The sequence below is a fragment of the Ruminococcus sp. genome, from assembly GCF_045129435.1.
Lineage (GTDB): Bacteria > Bacillota > Clostridia > Oscillospirales > Acutalibacteraceae > Ruminococcoides.
The window spans coordinates 1-17512 of sequence record NZ_JBGVJL010000205.1 but is presented as its reverse complement, the minus strand read 5'-3'; the positions used below and the strand labels follow the sequence as shown (position 1 = coordinate 17512).

The window sequence follows — 17512 nt, the reverse complement described above, 5'->3', positions numbered from 1 at the left end:
TAAAGGGCTGTCGCCTGTTTTAACAAACTTTGCTTTAGCACACAAACAGCAACGCTGTTTGTGCCTTAAAATTGCAATAAAACAACTTTTCTTGGGCGTTGCCCAAACCCACGAGCCTTTAAAAAGGCTCGACCTAAATTTTTTGTTATTTATCCGAAACTTTCCACTAAACAATAATTTATCAATATTACCACAATATTTAAAACAGCCTTTTTATAGATATTTTTTAAATTTATGTTTATTTATTTATATTAGTGTGGTATAATTGTGACAATAAAGATGATATTCATTCTTTAATTATAGTAAATTTAATCAGGAGGATTGAAATGTTAAGAATTGAGCATTTGACTAAGGTATATGGCACTAAGAAAGCCGTTGATGATTTGAGCCTACATATTAAGCCGGGAGAAATATACGGCTTTATCGGTCATAACGGAGCAGGAAAAACTACAACGCTTAAATCTGTGGTCGGAATTTTGCAGTTCGATGCCGGAGAGATATACATTGACGGAAAATCTATCAGAGAAAATCCGATTGCCTGCAAAAGTGAGATTGCGTATATTCCCGATAATCCTGATTTGTACGATTATATGACTGGTATTAAATATCTGAATTTTGTTGCTGATATTTTTGGAATAAATGAAAAAGACCGCAACGAGCGTATTCATAAGTATGCAGATATATTTGAAATCACCTCTGACCTTGGACAGCCGATTGCCGCATACTCACATGGTATGAAACAGAAGCTTGCTATTATCTCAGCGTGGTTACACTCGCCAAAGCTGATTATTATGGACGAACCTTTTGTAGGTCTTGACCCAAAGGCATCTCATCTGCTTAAAGAAATGATGAGAGAGGTTTGCGACAACGGTGGTGCTATATTCTTTTCAACTCATGTGCTTGAAGTAGCTGAAAAACTTTGTGATAAAATAGCTATTATCAAGGGTGGTAAGCTTATTCGCTCAGGCACTATTGATGAAGTCAAAGGTGATGATTCACTTGAAGAGGTATTCCTTGAACTGGAGGGAGAATAATGCTTAAAACTCTACTTAAAAAGCAGATGATGGAGATTTTCCGTGGATATTTTTATAATTCAAGGAAAAATGAGGCTCGCTCAAAAAGTTCTACAGTTGTATATTTCGTAATATTTGCCTGTGTTATAATCGGTGCAGTCGGAGGGATTTTTACTATTTTATCCTTTGTATTGTGCACAGATATGGCGAAGGCAGGAATGTCTTGGCTTTACTTTGCTATTATGGGTATGATAGCAATTATTATGGGTACATTCGGAAGTGTGTTCAACACTTTTTCTACGCTTTATCTTGCAAAGGATAATGACTTGCTTTTGTCAATGCCTATTCCTGTAAGTAAAATTATGATTACCAGATTACTAAGCGTGTACATTATGAGCTTTATATATTCCGGTATGGTAATTATTCCTGCTGTTTTGGTGTACCTTTTAACAGTTTCTTTAAGTATCAATGCGTTGATTGGCTGTGTTTTGCTTGTACTGCTTATCTCCGTTTTTGTCCTCACATTATCGTGTGCACTTGGTTGGGTAGTTGCAAAAATCAGCCTTAAACTGAAAAATAAAAGTTTTATAACTATGGTTGTTTCACTTCTATTCTTTGGTTTGTATTATTTTGGATTTTATAAATCTCAGGAGTTAATTGATGCTCTGCTTGCAAATTTAGTTTCTTACGGTACAGCAATTAAGGGCAATGCTTATCCTGTGTATGTTTTTGGCAGTGTTGGTACCGGTGATGTGTTGTCAATGCTCATTGTCACAGCGGTTGTGGCAGGAATATTTGCTCTGATGTGGTGGTTGATGTCACGCAGCTTTATAAAAATTACCACTTCTCAGACATCGGGAGCAAAGAAAAAATATAAAAGAACTTTTATTAAACAAAAAAGTATTGATAAGGCTTTGTTTGCACGAGAGGTAAAAAGATTTACTTCAAGTCCTAACTATATGCTTAACTGTGGCTTCGGAATGATTATGCTGCCGCTGTTTGCAGTATTTATGCTTATTAAGGGCGGTGATACTGTGAAGATGCTTTCTGAAAATGCAGGCGATAATAACGGTTTTGTTGTAATAATACTTTGTGTTGCTGTGTGTGCAATGGCGTCTATGATAGATATTTCCGCACCGTCAGTTTCCCTTGAGGGCAAAAGTATATGGATTTCCCAGTCATTGCCAGTTACGGCGTGGCAAGTGCTGAGAGTTAAGCTTTTGCTGCATTTTGTGCTTTCAATAGTGCCAACACTTATTTGCCAGATTGTTTTAGTATTTGTTTATCCTTTTAGTACATTTGAAGCAATACTGTTTTTTATAATACCGATACTTATTATTTTCCTTTCCGCTCAGTTTGGTTTATTCTTAGGAATAAAGATGGTAAATTTAAATTGGGTAAGCGAAATTACTCCGATTAAACAGAGTTCGTCGGTTCTTATTACTTTATTTGGCGGAATAGGTTATTCTGTAATGTTTTTATGGGGATATTCAATTGTAACTTTTTTGCTGAATTTAAGTATATCAATAATTGCATATATGATAGGATTTGCTGTTGTTACATTTGTGCTTAATGTTTTACTTTATATGTGGCTGAAAAAGAAAGGTACAGCCATTTTTGCAACTTTATAATTTAAAATAAAGGGTGTTTTTGATATGATAAAGGAAGAATTCTTTGTTGATAATACTACCGCTTTGCGATATGTAAAAGAAATGCTTGATTTTAACGAAAGAGTAACTATGAATTTGTTCTATTTAATTCTTTCAGATTCAAAGGCATATGTATGGTCTGACCATAAGAATTTTATAATTTGTCAGCCAAATGATCAAATGCCAATGTGGGTATGGCTTGCAGATGATATTGATACTGACGCTACAGAATGTGTAACAGACATTATTGCAGCAAGAGTTTTACTTAATTCAAATATTCAGATTAATATTTCAGCAGCTGCAGGTAAGCAAGTGCTTAGGATTGCCTGCGAAAAAAGTGGGGCGAATCTTGAAAAGGTTATGGATTTGAATGCTTATGTATGTAAAAATGTTATTGAGCCTGAGTATGACGGAGTATGTGTTGTGCCGCAAAAGAGCGACAGAGAGGCTATGGTTGCCCTTATAAATGAATTTGTAGAGGACGCTGAGCATCAGATAATCACAAATGAGGAGGCAGAAGGGTTTGCAGATTCAATGATTGGTTCGCATAATCTTTCACTTTGGAAATGCAATGATGAGGTTTATGCAATGGCAATGATTGCCCATAAAACAAATGAAATTGCAAGAATAAACTCAGTTGTTACACTTCGTGAAAAGCGTGGAAACGGCTATGCAGGAATGTTGATTTCAAAAATTTGCAAGGCCTTGATTGAAGATAATATTATACCAATGCTTTATGCCGATGCTGATAATCCGTCATCAAACCGAGCATATCAGAAAATAGGCTTTGAAAAAGTCGGCGAGGTAACACAATATAAGTTTGACAGAAAAGCTATTTAATTGAAGGGCTTTTTTTATGTTGAGGTAATATTGATAAATTACGGTTTAGCAGAAGGCTTTGGATAATTAACAAAAAATTTAGGTCGAGCCTTTTTAAAGGCTCGTGGGTTTGGGCAACGCCCAAGAAAAGTTGTGTTTATTGCAAATTTTTAGGCACAAACAGCGTTGCTGTTTGCGTGGTACATCAAAGTTTGATAAAACAGGCGACAGCCTTTAAAAAGGATCATTTAGAATGGCTTTTTGTATTGCTATCGTAATTATAAGACTATCGCTGTTGTGTTCAAGCCGCCAAACAGCTTGCTGTTTGGCTATCGTAACTTTGCGTTAGATTAAAATATTGTGGGCTTTGCCCACACCCACAACCTTTGAAAAAGGTTGACCAAATTTTTATGTCCGAGTATAAAGTCTGCAATAAGTCAAGTTGAAAATTCCCGACCATTGCAAACCATAATTTACCCCAACTATTGAAAAAGAACCAAATTGATAAGATAAAGAGAAAAACGCTTTAGCAACACATTTAAGCTGCTAAAGCGTTTTCTTATGTTAATTAAACTACCGAGTAAAGCTTGTATCCGTCAATTTCGGTTTCAAGCTTGTAGAAATAATTCTTTTTCTCATCGGTTGAATAGTACTTTTTAAAGTAGTTTTCCTTTTTGTAGGTGATGTAGTTATCAATTATATAAACATTTTTGATGTTAATTGCCGCATTATAAACACTGTCTGCACCCTTTTTCTGGAGAACAGCATCTCTGTGCGTAAAGCCAAAGCTATCGACATTGCTCAAATAGTTGGTTTTAAAGCCCCACATCGGATGAATGTAGTTTGTGGAATACTTGGTGTATTCAATAGCTGTTTTACAGTCAAGAATATAGTATCTCTCCGGATGTCTTTCAACCTCAACATACAGCCTGCTTGGTCTGCTCTTTGTATCAATGTTATTGTGCAAATGTGACTGATATACAAGACAGTTTACCAGCAACAGCATAACAACGAGCATTGCGGATACAAAGAATGTTCCTTTCCTTGCAGCCTTGAGCATTGCATTGCAGCCGTTTTTAAAGGCTGTAAAATCAATACTGTAAAGCAGTACGCAATATGCCATTATCCACGAAATATATACTGTGTAGTAGTAGCCGTTGTAAAAATATCGTAACAATGTATTTGAAACAATAAGCTGCAAAGTAATGAGGATAGGGAAGAACATATGCGTTTTTTTATGAAATACAAGGTACAATGCAACAAAAATAATGTAAATAATTATGAGCATTGCGTCATTATCAAAGTTCGCAAGGCTTATTCCGCTTGCAGAGAGAAACTCTGTAAATTCGTTCCACACTGTAGTGCCGGAATTTTGACTCTGCAGCTTATCAACAAGCCTTAACGAGTCAAGATTAAGCGGTGTGCTTGCATCATAATAACCGTCTTTCAAAAGCTCATATTCAGTTTTTGTAATGCCTGCATTATTGAAAGCTTCTTCGTTTTCAGTGTAATCCGGATACGGATAATTTGCAATTTTATCTGTAAGCTCATTGTATTCATAATTATTCTTTAAGCTATCTGTCTGAGTATTAACAGAAATTGTGTAGTTGTTAAGAGCAACAACTGCAATGGTAATCAGCACAAACAAAACAAGAAAAGGTCTGAAATACCACATAAATTTTCTAAATTTAATTTTGTATTTTCCTTTTGCAATAAGGTCGGCAATCAGATAAATGATTGCAAACGGCAAAGCAACATAGAAAAGTTCAAAACAGTAGAAAGTGCCGAGAATAATTTCAGCTATGCCAAGAAAGCACATAAATCTGTATCTTTTTCGCCTTATTGCATTAAATACAAGCAAAAATCCTGCGGTAAGCAGAATTGCAGATGTCTTTTGACTTGCAATGTCTGCGTAATGATTCAACGCAAAAAGGATATTAAGAAAAACCGAAAATACAATACCCTTTTTATATCCGAATTTATCGGTAAGTGCATATGTGATTGATGAAAAAGCCAACCAACCGAATATTACTTGAGAAAATACGAATATATTGATTGTTGAAACAAGGTACTGAATACTGCTTACAACAAATGCAAGTAAGTAGTTGATGTTATTATTGTATGGAATGTGATAATGCGAAATAAGCAGAGAATTTACATAATCATTGTAAGAGTCGTATGAAAACGATGAAACATATATGCAAAAAACCATTATCAGAGCATTTACTGCAAAGGAAACAAATAATTTATTTTTAAATAATTTAATCAAAAAATTCTTCATAAATGATTTATCCTTTTAATGTGTTTTATTTCATCAGTTATCAGCGGATACCTCTGCTTTTCTGCTCGTTTAAAATAAGCTGAATGTTTGCTTGTTCGTATTCGTTAAAGGTAACATTCTTAGAAAATTCTGATGATGTGTAGCGTGGTGTGTACCATGCCTGTGAATTAAAGTAAGCTGATAGTTCTGCGTCAGAGAATATCCAACCTCTCTTAGCGTAAATTTCATTAAGTGCAAGTTCAAGTTCGCTGTCGCTTAAATTCTTTACATCTGACTGACTAATGTATGAGGAGTCACTGTTTGCAAAAATAAAGCTGTTGTCGGTTGCTGAGCTTTGACTTGATTGTTCAGGTGTTCTGTCAGGTGCTTTAGTAGTTTCAAGCTCTGTATATTCCTCACCGAGAGAAATATCAAGTGTAATAACTGTGCCTGCTTTTGCTTTTTCACCAGACTCAGGTGTCTGAGAAATTACATAGCCTTCGCTGTATAGTGTGCTGTAAAGGTGATTGCCCTCCGCAACCTTAAAGCCTAAGTCCTCAAGCTTGCTCTTTGCACTCTCATAGTCATATCCGACAACTGAGATAACCTCTTTTTCGGCAGCTGTAGTCGGCTGAGTTGTTGGAGGAATAGTTGTAGGCTGAACTGTGGTAACCTCTGCCGTGGTTACCTGATCAGGTGTAGCAGGCTTGGTATTGTTAATTTTTTCAGAGAAAATTTCCTGATATACTATGTAGCCGACAAATCCGAGTACGGCAAGAATAATTATTACGCTGATTGTGATAATGGCAGCGTTAGCACCCTTTTTCTTTGGCTTTTCAACAGAATTTTCATTACCGTATTTTCCTGCTTTTGATTTATTTGAAATATCCTTTGGAACTTCTGCAGGCTTTTCAGCTTTCTTTACAGGCTGTGCCTCTGCTTTTGATTGCTCGGTTATTTTTTCTTGTACTTGAGCAGCTGCAGGTTTATTTTCTTTATCGTCAATATCATCAAAGAAAGAGCCGTAGTCCTTTGTAACTGTCTTTATCTCATCAAGCTCAGGCTTTTTTGTTGCCTCGTACTCATCAAACACATCGCTTGAAATCGGTGCATCTGTGTTTTTGTCAGTTTCAACAGCCTTTGGCTTTTCTTCGGCTTTAACCTCCGGCTTATTTTCTTCAGCCTTTGGTTTGTTTTCAACAGAATTTTTTTCTTCTATAGGCTTGTCTGCTGAATTTTCTTTACTGTCTTTATTTTCCTTGTTCTGTTCTGCAAGCTCAAAAATTGTAGGAACTGCACCTTCAACAGGGATTTCTGCCTTGCTTTCCTCAGTCTTTTTAGGCTCTGCTTCAAGCTTTCCACATGAAGCAAGCAGGGCATTTTTCATATTGACAGCATTTTTCCAGCGGTTTTCATTCTTTGGCTGAATAGCAATAACGATAATGCTCTTGAGCTTTTCGTTGCCGTTTTTAGGAGCAGTAATAGCTGTGCCGTCTGTTCTCATTTTGACAGCCTCAGCCTTTGTGGTAAGACCACCCTCAAACGGTAATGCTCTGTCATTTGCAAGGCAGTACATAATAAGACCAACAGAGTAAATATCTGTGGTGAGGTCAGGGTTTCTGTTATCGGCAACCTCAGGAGCAGAGAAGTCAAGGTCGGTTGCCTTGCACTCAAAGTCAGAAAATCCGCCAAGCTTGTACTTGCCGTCTGCTGTTACAAAAACATTTTCAGGGCGTATATTTCCGTGAAAAATATTGTTTTCTTCAAGGAATGAAAGAATCTCAGCCATTTGCAGGCCAAAATCTGTGATTTCGTCATCACTGAAGTCCTTGCTTCGCATCACCTTTGACAAAGGCTCAAGCTCCTCTGTGGCAATGTACATATCGGCTTTTTCTTTTGACGGATTATCATAAAGATAAGCACCGAAGCAGGTGAAATATTCTTTTTTATCTGCTATTGAATTGAGAAAATTAACCTCATCTTCAAAGAAGTCAGCTTTGTCTTTGCTGTAATGGCTGCCATATGCAAAAATATGGAATAAGTTTGCATATACTTCGCCGTTGCTGTCTTTTTTTACTATACGATACTTATTTTGTCCCTTTTTTTCAGAAACAAGTGAAGTAATTTTCCAATCTTTTAATTCTTCCGGTAATTTAATACCTCTTGACATTTTCACACATCCTATCTATTACATAAATGTATTTTCAATATACCTTCTTTACGGCACACTTCCGTATTATGCTATTATATCATATTACAGGATTTATTTCTATATTTTTTTCTGAATTGTTTATGAATATTTTGTAAACAAACCTGTAAATTTTTACAAAAAAACAAGACTTTGATACAAAATTCAAAGCCTTGTCATATTTTCTATAAAGGAATATAATTATTTTATAAATACTTTTTCTTTCTGATTAACTCCAAGAACTCCGCCTGCACAGCCACATAAAAGCATAGCCCCAAGCCTAATAAGCGAAAGGGGAGTGAGTACTGCTTCACTTTGCAGAAGCCCGATTGCTGTAATAATTAAAAATGCAGCAACAGCGGTAAGCAAGCCACAAATTAATCCCGATGATTTGTTGATTTTTGCACAGATAAAACCACCGCAGAACACTGACATAGCCGTTACCGCTATCATTATGTAGTCGGTTATGTCAGCAGGTAAAAGACCCGATGTGATTATCAGTACCGAAAAAAATGACATAAGTATAATTTCAATCATTGCAGAAGTAAGCACACCTACGAAAACTGCCTTAATAAGCTGCTTTTTATCAGACATAAAAATTCCCCCGAATAATATAAATATTACTACTCATATATATTCGAGAGAATGATATTTAATTCAAAATTATTTGACTAAAGCGAAAACAACCGAATTACTTATTTTCTTCGTCTTTTTTCTTTTTGCCGAAAAGACCCTTTTTCTCAGTCTTTTCTGTTTTTTCATCAGCAGACTTTTCCTTTGCAGGAGCTTCCTTAACTGTGTCAACAGTAGAGATGCACCACTTTTTAAATTTCATCTTTACTCTGTCTGAACCGGTTTCAATGATAATAGCGTCTTCGTCGTCTTTAATAGCAACAACTCTGCCCATAATACCGCCGATTGTTGTAATTTCATCACCGATTTCAAGAGAGTTTCTCATCTGAGCTTCTTCTTTTTTCTTCTTTGAGCTTGGACGCAAAATAAAGAAATACATTGCAGCAAATACCAAAACCCAAATAATAATCATACCGTATGTACCCATAGGGTTAGCATCAGCAAGTACAACTTGATTTAAAAAATTCATAATAGTCATTCCTTTCATACAATACATTGATTATAACAGCTTTATACTAATCTTGCAAGAAGTTTTTTAAAAAATATTTGTATTAAATTCGCACTCCCAGAATATTGCGATATTTATTGTAAAATTCTGTAAAAGTACCGTTGTCAAGCTGTTCTCTGATGACTTCTGTAAGGTTGTTGTAAAAATACAGATTGTGAAGTACAGCAAGTCGCATACCGAGCATTTCACCGCTTTTAAGTAAATGTCTGATATATGCCCTTGAAAAATTACGGCAGGCAGGGCAATCGCAATGCTCGTCAATAGGACGCTCATCTAATTCATATTTTGCATTGTTAAGGTTGCGTACACCTTCCCAAGTAAAAAGCTGACCGTGTCTTGCATTTCGGCTTGGCATTACGCAGTCGAAAATATCAATACCTCTTGCGATCCCCTCAAGAATATTTACAGGAGTACCAACGCCCATAAGATATCTTGGTTTGTTCTTTGGTGCGTAAGGCTCAACCTCCTCAATAATTTCATACATTGTTTCAGTAGGTTCGCCAACAGCAAGACCGCCGATAGAATAACCCGGAAGGTCAAGGTCTGCGATTTCTTTCATATGATTAATACGCAGGTCTTTGTATATGCCGCCCTGATTTATGCCAAAAAGCATCTGTTGAGGGTTAATTGTGTCCTCAAGTGAGTTAAGGCGATTCATTTCTGTTACGCATCTTTTGAGCCAGCGTGTAGTACGCTCAACACTTTTTTTGGTGTAATCATATGGTGAAGGGTTCTCTACACATTCATCAAAAGCCATGGCAATGGTTGAGCCGAGTTTTGACTGAATACGCATACTTTCCTCCGGTCCCATAAATATTTTTCTGCCGTCAATGTGAGAATTGAAGTAAACGCCTTCTTCTTTGATATTTCTCAGCTTTGCAAGTGAAAACACCTGGAATCCGCCGCTGTCGGTAAGGATTGGACCGTCCCAACGGGTGAATTTATGAAGTCCGCCAAGCTGTTTAACCTTTTCATCACCAGGTCTTAAATGCAGGTGGTAGGTGTTGCAGAGCTGTACCTGACATTTAATCTGTTTTAAGTCGAGTGCAGACACAGCACCTTTTATTGCTCCGCAGGTGGCAACATTCATAAAAGCCGGAGTTTGAACAGTTCCGTGAGGGGTAACAAATTCGCCACGGCGAGCGTTGCCCTCAGTTTTTATAATTTTTAACATATATAATCTCCTTTTAAATTCGCAATAATGATTTAAGATTTAAGAAATAAACATTGCGTCACCAAATGAAAAGAATCTGTATTTTTCTTCTACGGCGGTTTTGTAGGCATTCATTACATTGTCATAGCCTGCAAACGCACTTACAAGCATAATCAGAGTGCTTTCGGGGAGGTGAAAGTTAGTGATAAGTCCGTCAAGAACCTTGAATTCATAACCGGGGTAAATGAAAATATCGGTAAATCCCTCGCAAGGCTTGATTTCTCCATAGAATGAAGCAACGCTTTCAAGAGTACGGCAGGAGGTTGTGCCGACAGCAATTACTCTGCCGCCGTTTCTCTTGGTTTCGTTAATGAGTTTTGCGGTTTCCTCGGGAATTTCGTAGTGTTCGCTGTGCATCTTATGGTTTGTCACATCGTCAACCTTAACGGGACGGAATGTACCAAGTCCGACATGAAGCGTTACATAAGCAATGTTCACACCCTTGTCCTTTATCCTCTGCATAAGCTCCTTTGTAAAGTGAAGTCCTGCTGTAGGTGCAGCGGCAGAGCCTAATTCGTGGCTGTAAACAGTTTGATAACGCTCTTTGTCCTTCAATTCCTCAGTGATATATGGCGGAAGCGGCATCTGACCGATTTTGTCAAGTGTGCTGAAAAAGTTTTCGTCACATTCAAAGTCAACAATTCTGTTGCCGTCATCTTTAACCTCTGCAACAGTTGCTCTGAGAAGTCCGTCGCCAAAGGTGAATGAAGTACCCTCTCTTGCTTTTTTGCCCGGCTTGCAGAGTGCTTCCCAACGGTTGCCTGTAATCTGCCTTAACAGCAAAAATTCAACCCTTGCACCTGTTTCGTCTTTAATTCCGTAAATTCTTGCAGGCAATACTCTTGAATCGTTAGCAACGAGCAGGTCACCCGGATTTAAGCTGTCGATTATGTCGTAAAAATGCTTGTGGTCGATTTCGCCTGTGTTTCTGTCAAGCAGCATAAGTCTTGAGCTGTCACGAGGTTCAACCGGAGTTTGAGCTATTAGCTCCTTTGGTAAATCGTAGTAAAAATCACTTGTTTTCATTTTTAGTTCCTCTCAAGAAAAAACCTTAGTGTTTAAGGTGAAAAAATTTAAAAATTTGTGTTTGTGATTGCAAAAATAATTGACATTATAAATATTAAATGATATATTATAATTTAATATGAGCAGTTTGTGCGTTTGTTCGACAAATCTTCTTTTGCAAAACACACTGTCTTAATAATATAATATTTTAGCAAATAAGGCAACTGCTTTTTATAAAAAATATTTCATTCGGAGGAATTGTTGTGAATCAGAAGAAATTTAAGGTAGGTATTATTGGTGCAACAGGTATGGTTGGTCAGCGTTTTGCTCTCCTTCTTGAGAATCACCCATGGTTTGAGGTAAAGGTTCTTGCCGCAAGTGCAAGAAGTGCCGGCAAAAAGTACGGTGATGTAGTAGAGGGAAGATGGCATATGACAAAGGATCTTCCAGAGAAATATAAAGATATGGTTATTGTTGACGCAGAAAATGTTGAAGAGGTTGCTTCTCAGGTTGACTTCTGTTTCTGTGCTGTAAATATGAAGAAAGACGAAATCAAGGCTCTTGAGGAAAGATATGCAAAGGCTGAATGTCCAATCGTATCTAACAACTCAGCTCACAGATTTACTCCTGATGTTCCAATGGTTATTCCGGAGATTAACGCTGATCACATTAAGATCATTGACGAGCAGAGAAAAAGACTCGGTACAAAGAGAGGCTTTATTGCTGTTAAGTCTAACTGCTCACTCCAGAGCTATGTTCCTGCTATCCACCCACTCAAGGAGCTTGGCGTAGATAAGGTTCTCGCTTGCACATATCAGGCGATTTCAGGTGCAGGTAAAACATTTAAGACATGGCCTGAGATGATTGATAATGTTATTCCTTACATCGGTGGTGAGGAAGAGAAGTCAGAGCAGGAGCCACTCAAGATTTGGGGTCACATTGAGAACGGCGAAATCGTTAAGACAGACGATATTGCTATCACAGCTCAGTGCATTCGTGTACCTGTATCAGACGGTCACACAGCTGCTGTATTTATGTCATTTAAGGATGGCGTAAAGAAACCGTCAGTAGAAGAAATCATCAAAATCTGGGAGTCATACAAGGGCAGAGCACAGGAGCTTGAGCTTCCAAGTGCACCAAAGCAGTTCTTACACTACTTCACAGAGCCTGACCGCCCACAGATTAAGAGCGAGAGAAACCTTGAGAACGGTATGGCTGTATCAGTAGGCAGACTCAGAGAAGACACACAGTATGACTACAAGTTTGTATGTATGTCACATAACACATTAAGAGGTGCAGCAGGCGGTGCAGTATTGCTTGCAGAGCTTCTTTGTGCTGAAGGTTATATGGACTAATTATAGCTTATAGCCTATAAATTAATTAAAAATCTTAAATGGAGGTAAATTATGGGAAATCACATTTTCACAGGTTCCGGCGTTGCTCTTGTAACACCGATGAATTCTGACGGCAGCGTAAATTATGATGTACTTGAGCAGTTGCTTGAATTCCATGTTGAAAACGGTACAGATGCCATTATCGCTTGCGGTACAACAGGCGAGGCAGCAACTCTTTCGGAGGAAGAACATTGTAAAGTGCTTTCTTTCGTATCAGAGAAAATCAACGGAAGAATTCCTGTTATTGCAGGTACAGGCAGCAACGATACTTCTACAGCTGTAATGCTTTCAAAGTCTGCTCAGAAAACCGGTGCAGACGCACTCCTTTGTGTAACTCCATATTACAATAAAACTTCACAGGCAGGTCTTGTAAAGCACTTCAATGTAATTGCAGACGCTGTTGACCTTCCTATTATTCTTTATAATGTTCCGTCAAGAACAGGCTGCAATATTCAGCCTAAAACATACGAGGAACTTTGTAAGCATCCTAACATTGTTGCCGCAAAAGAGGCAAGCGGCAATATTTCTCAGGTTGCTCTTATCCGATCACTTTGCGGTGACAACCTCGACATTTACTCAGGTAATGACGATCAGACTGTTCCGTTTATGTCACTCGGTGCTTTGGGTGTAATTTCAGTTTTCGCAAATATTTGCCCTGCTGAAATGCATAAGATTTGTCAGCTTTGCCTTGAAAATGACTTTGCTGAGGCTCAGAAGCTCCACTTCCACTACCTTGAGCTTATGAACATTATGTTTAATGATGTAAATCCTATTCCAATCAAGACAGCTATGAACCTCTTTGGCTTTGACTGTGGTGAGTGCAGACTTCCGCTCGTTCCGATGAGTGCAGCAGGCTATCATGATTTGAAGGACTGCCTTGCTAAGTACGATCTTCTCGGTAAGCACGCAAAGTAATTCGTACAAAAGGGGAAGTTTAAAATGGTAAATATAGCTCTTGTCGGCTGTAACGGAAAAATGGGTAAAGCTGTTACTTCAGCTGTTCAGTCAAGAAACGACTGTAAAATTATTTTTGGTGCAGATCCTTATGGTACTTCTGCATATGATTATCCGGTATTTGCAAGCCTTTCTGCTTCAAACGAAAAGGCTGATGTTATTATAGATTTTTCAAATCCTGCATCTCTTGATGATGTGCTTGCATATGCACTTGAGAACAAAGTACCATGTGTACTTTGCACAACAGGCTATTCACCTGAGCAGGTTGAGAAAATTAAAAAGGCATCTGAAAGCGTAGCAATTTTCTATTCCGGAAATATGTCACTCGGCATTAATCTTCTTATTGAGCTTTCTAAGGAAGCTGCTAAGATTTTAGGTGCTGCTGATTTTGACATTGAGATTGTTGAAAAGCACCATAATCAGAAAATTGATGCTCCAAGCGGCACTGCTCTTATGATTGCTGACGGCATTTCAGACACACTTGCAGAAGAACCACAGTATGTGTATGACCGCCATTCTTACCGCAAAAAGCGTGCTAAGAATGAAATTGGTATCCACTCCGTAAGAGGCGGTACTATCGTTGGTGAGCACGAGGTGATTTTTGCAGGTCATGACGAGGTAGTTACAATTTCACATCAGGCTCAGTCTAAAGAGGTTTTCGCAGTTGGTGCTGTAAATGCCGCTGTTTACCTTGCAGACCAGGGTGCCGGCATGTATAATATGGGTAATCTTCTCGCTGCAAAGCTTGGCTAATTAAATTTAATTTTATGTTTAAGACGGTACTTTAATAAGTGCCGTCTTTTTATACGATATTTTAGGTAGGTATAGTATGAGCAAAAAGATAGCAGTAGGGGATATAGGATTGTGTTTGTATAATGTTATACTTTTAATCCTGAGCAAATTGCTTTTTTATAATGAAATTTTAAATGCACATAGTATTCTAATTAAAATAATAGTTGCAGTTTTACTCTTATGTGGCAATATTTGCTTTTGGAAGTTTTCATATAGCGAGCTTGACTGTAAAATATCAGGCGGAAATATTGCTTTAGGTATGATTATTAGTGCGTTGCTTTTATTGGTAATTTTTATTTTTAATAAAGTAATTTTTGTAAAAATTTCCGCTGAAATTATTATGATTGCATTTGGTATGGTCGGCTATCAGATCGCAAGATATTTTAATACTATTGTGTGCTATAAAGTGGTGCATAAGGAGCTGCCGTCTATGCTTAATATGATTGAATTTTCACATAATTTAGAATTAAACTCAGCACCTATGTTTTTTGAAGTTGTTACCACAATAGCAGTTGTGATAATTGCGATATTTGTTGCATAAATGCCAAAAAATTACTGATTATTGTTTACAGTTGATTTATATTACAAAATCTATTGAAAAATATACCTTATTATGGTATAATTTAATTAATAAAATATATTATGATTTTATTAAAGGAGCGAATAAGATGAACATTGAAATTTCAAACGCTATAAAATATATTGGCGTAGATGATAAAACTATTGACCTTTTTGAAAGTCAGTACATTGTGCCAAACGGCATTTCTTACAACTCATATGTTATTCTTGATGAAAAAATCTGCGTACTCGATACTGTAGACAAGAGAAAGACTGACGAGTGGTTTGAAAATCTTGAAAAAACCCTTGACGGTAAAAAACCTGATTACCTTGTTATCAATCACCTTGAGCCTGATCACGCATCAAATATTAAAGCACTTGCCGATAAGTATCCTGAAATGAAGCTTGTGGGTAATGCAAAAACATTTAATATGTTGCCTCAATTTTTTGACATTGACCTCACAGACAGAACTGTAACTGTTAAAGAGGGTGACACCCTTAGCCTTGGCGAACACACACTTTCTTTCTATATGGCTCCTATGGTACATTGGCCGGAGGTTATGGTTACATATGAAAGCAGTGAAAAGGTGCTTTTCTCTGCCGATGGTTTTGGCAAATTCGGTGCTCTTGATACTGACGAGGACTGGGCATGCGAAGCAAGAAGATATTACTTTAACATCTGCGGTAAATATGGTGTGCAGGTACAGGCATTGCTTAAAAAGGCAGCTAAGCTTGATATTGAGAAAATCTGCCCACTTCATGGCCCAATTCTTACAGAAAATCTTGGTTATTACATCAATCTTTACGATATTTGGAGCAAATATGAGCCTGAGGTTGACGGTGTATTTATTGCATATTGCTCAATTCACGGCAACACCGAAAAGGCTGCGTTAAAGCTTTATGATATTCTCAAAGAGAAAACAGATAAGAAAATTGCAATTTCTGATCTTTCAAGAAGTGATATGGCAGAAAATATTGAAGATGCATTCAAGTATTCAACACTTATTGTCGCTGCACCTTCATATGACGGCGGAGTGTTCCCGATTATGAATGATTTCTTACATCATCTTAAAATAAAGGGATACAAGAACCGCAAGGTCGCTATGATTGAAAACGGTTCTTGGGCACCTTGTGCAGCAAAGGCTATGCAACCTTATTTTGACGAGATGAAGGGTATTGAGCTGTCAGATGTTAAGGTTACAATTCGCTCAACTATGACAAAAGAAAATGAGTCTCAGCTTGCAGAGCTGGCTGATTCAATTTTATAATTCTGCATAAAGTACGATATTATCGGTAAATCTTTTACAGACAAGAATATCCGTATCTTTTTGGTGCGGATATTTTGCATTGCGGATATATTATTATCGGAGGAAATATGGAACAGCACTTTGAATTCCTCAGACAGCACCCGGTTTTTAAAGGTTTTACAGATGAAGAAATCGAGCAGGCTCTTGTGGAATATGATTATAAAATTCAAAGCTATGAGGACGAGGATATTATAGTTAGTTCGGGAAAGATCCATAAGTACTCTGCTTTTGTGCTTGAGGGTGCGGCTCAGATTCAGAAGTACAATTCAGAGGGTGTGCGAGAGATTCTGGGCAGAGTGTATAGTGACAGCATTGGTTGGCTGATTACTGCCGCCCCACGAACTACACATTGTGACATTGAAATTGTTTCACATGGTGATTCAACTATTCTGTTTCTGGATTTTGCAAAAATAAAAAATGAAGATTATAAAACAATTATAATTCAGCAAAAATTGCTTAAAAATCTTTTCGTCCTTTTTGAGAAAGTGGAACTTCGTTCTCTGGAATATCAAATTGTACTTTCTGAACGCTCTATAAGAAAGAAAATTATGCGATATTTTGAATTTAGAGAGAAGCGTGACGGAAGCTCCAGTTTTTGTGTTGAAGGCTCAAGACAGGATTTTGCGGATTATTTGAGTGTAGATAAATCAGCACTTTCTCGAGAACTTAATAAGATGAAAAAAGAAGGTTTAATAGATTTTAATGGCGATAATTTTACAATTTTACAAAAATTGTGATTTGTCTGCTTATTATAAAAATAGTTATTAATTACTATTTTATTATGTATAATGAGTTGATTATTGATTTATTAGTGAATGTTCAATAAAAAATTTAACAATAATTTTATACCGAATTGCGCAAATCGTTGCATTTGCAATTTGCAAAGAAATAAAATTTTGATATAATCTAATCAAAGATTAGCAGATGAGCTTATCTTATTAATCAGCTATCAACTACATAACATAAATTTCTTCTATAACCCTATTACCCCTAAAAAAGCAACAGACGAGAGCAATCTCTGCTGTTGCTTTTTCACTTTTATAAATGGTTCTGTTTCAATAGTTGGGGTAAATTGTGATTTTTATTACGAGAAGATAGTTTGCAAAATAATAATTTTTTCTTCCCGACAATAACTTAGTAACGGTCGGGTGTTAAAAGTATTGAGATTGTCTATGCTTTCTGCTCGGACAAAGAAATTTAGGTCGAGCCTTTTTAAAGG

Annotated in this window: 16 protein-coding genes; 10 read left to right on the top strand and 6 right to left on the bottom strand. The window is 37.1% G+C overall.

The window, feature by feature from the left end:
• From ACJMMI_RS10375 to ACJMMI_RS10360, 4 genes are all read left to right on the top strand, one after another.
• Positions 1–265: hypothetical protein (locus tag ACJMMI_RS10375; RefSeq protein WP_405355472.1), on the top strand; the 265-nt coding region annotated here is incomplete at its 5' end.
• A 61-nt stretch (positions 266–326) separates the two neighbouring features.
• Positions 327–1034 (top strand): ABC transporter ATP-binding protein, encoded by a 708-nt coding sequence (locus tag ACJMMI_RS10370; protein ID WP_405355470.1) that lies wholly within the window; start codon positions 327–329, stop codon positions 1032–1034.
• Entirely contained in the window at positions 1034–2644 is a 1611-nt protein-coding gene (locus ACJMMI_RS10365) for a hypothetical protein (protein WP_405355468.1), read from the top strand. The genes ACJMMI_RS10370 and ACJMMI_RS10365 overlap by 1 nt, the downstream gene beginning before the upstream one ends.
• Positions 2645–2668: 24 nt before the next feature.
• Positions 2669–3502, top strand: a complete 834-nt coding sequence (locus tag ACJMMI_RS10360) for a GNAT family N-acetyltransferase (RefSeq protein ID WP_405355466.1) — start codon at positions 2669–2671, stop codon at positions 3500–3502.
• A gap of 547 nt (positions 3503–4049) precedes the next feature.
• Here ACJMMI_RS10360 and ACJMMI_RS10355 read toward each other — a convergent pair.
• From ACJMMI_RS10355 to queA, 6 genes are all read right to left on the bottom strand, one after another.
• Entirely contained in the window at positions 4050–5762 is a 1713-nt protein-coding gene (locus ACJMMI_RS10355) for a hypothetical protein (RefSeq protein WP_405355464.1), read from the bottom strand.
• Positions 5763–5802: 40 nt separating this feature from the next.
• A complete protein-coding gene (locus ACJMMI_RS10350) occupies positions 5803–7911 on the bottom strand; it encodes a YARHG domain-containing protein (protein WP_405355463.1) in 2109 nt (702 codons plus the stop codon).
• Positions 7912–8130: 219 nt separating this feature from the next.
• Entirely contained in the window at positions 8131–8523 is a 393-nt protein-coding gene (locus tag ACJMMI_RS10345; RefSeq protein WP_405355462.1) for a TIGR04086 family membrane protein, read from the bottom strand.
• A gap of 97 nt (positions 8524–8620) precedes the next feature.
• Complete coding sequence (gene yajC, locus ACJMMI_RS10340; RefSeq protein ID WP_405355460.1) at positions 8621–9031, bottom strand: preprotein translocase subunit YajC; 411 nt, start codon at positions 9029–9031, stop codon at positions 8621–8623.
• An 82-nt stretch (positions 9032–9113) separates the two neighbouring features.
• On the bottom strand, positions 9114–10244 hold the full coding sequence (gene tgt / locus ACJMMI_RS10335; RefSeq protein ID WP_405355459.1) for a tRNA guanosine(34) transglycosylase Tgt: 1131 nt from the start codon (positions 10242–10244) through the stop codon (positions 9114–9116).
• Between the two features lie 39 nt (positions 10245–10283).
• Entirely contained in the window at positions 10284–11309 is a 1026-nt protein-coding gene (gene queA, locus ACJMMI_RS10330; protein ID WP_405355458.1) for a tRNA preQ1(34) S-adenosylmethionine ribosyltransferase-isomerase QueA, read from the bottom strand.
• A 242-nt stretch (positions 11310–11551) separates the two neighbouring features.
• Between queA and asd the strand changes: the two genes are divergently transcribed.
• The 6 genes from asd (at position 11552) to ACJMMI_RS10300 (ending at position 17030) form a co-directional block, all read left to right on the top strand.
• Positions 11552–12643 (top strand): aspartate-semialdehyde dehydrogenase, encoded by a 1092-nt coding sequence (gene asd, locus ACJMMI_RS10325; RefSeq protein WP_295057509.1) that lies wholly within the window; start codon positions 11552–11554, stop codon positions 12641–12643.
• Positions 12644–12694: 51 nt separating this feature from the next.
• Positions 12695–13597 (top strand): 4-hydroxy-tetrahydrodipicolinate synthase, encoded by a 903-nt coding sequence (gene dapA / locus ACJMMI_RS10320; protein ID WP_370767436.1) that lies wholly within the window; start codon positions 12695–12697, stop codon positions 13595–13597.
• A gap of 24 nt (positions 13598–13621) precedes the next feature.
• Positions 13622–14389, top strand: coding sequence for a 4-hydroxy-tetrahydrodipicolinate reductase (dapB, locus tag ACJMMI_RS10315; protein WP_405355457.1), 768 nt, complete (start codon positions 13622–13624; stop codon positions 14387–14389).
• A gap of 76 nt (positions 14390–14465) precedes the next feature.
• The gene (locus ACJMMI_RS10310) at positions 14466–14969 is read left to right on the top strand and encodes a hypothetical protein (RefSeq protein ID WP_405355456.1); all 504 of its coding nucleotides are present in this window, start codon (positions 14466–14468) and stop codon (positions 14967–14969) included.
• 127 nt (positions 14970–15096) lie between these two features.
• Positions 15097–16254 carry an FprA family A-type flavoprotein gene (locus ACJMMI_RS10305; RefSeq protein ID WP_405355454.1) on the top strand — a complete coding sequence of 386 codons (1158 nt, stop codon included), beginning with the start codon at positions 15097–15099 and terminating at the stop codon, positions 16252–16254.
• A 107-nt stretch (positions 16255–16361) separates the two neighbouring features.
• Entirely contained in the window at positions 16362–17030 is a 669-nt protein-coding gene (locus ACJMMI_RS10300) for a Crp/Fnr family transcriptional regulator (RefSeq protein WP_405355453.1), read from the top strand.
• Positions 17031–17512: the final 482 nt, after the last annotated feature.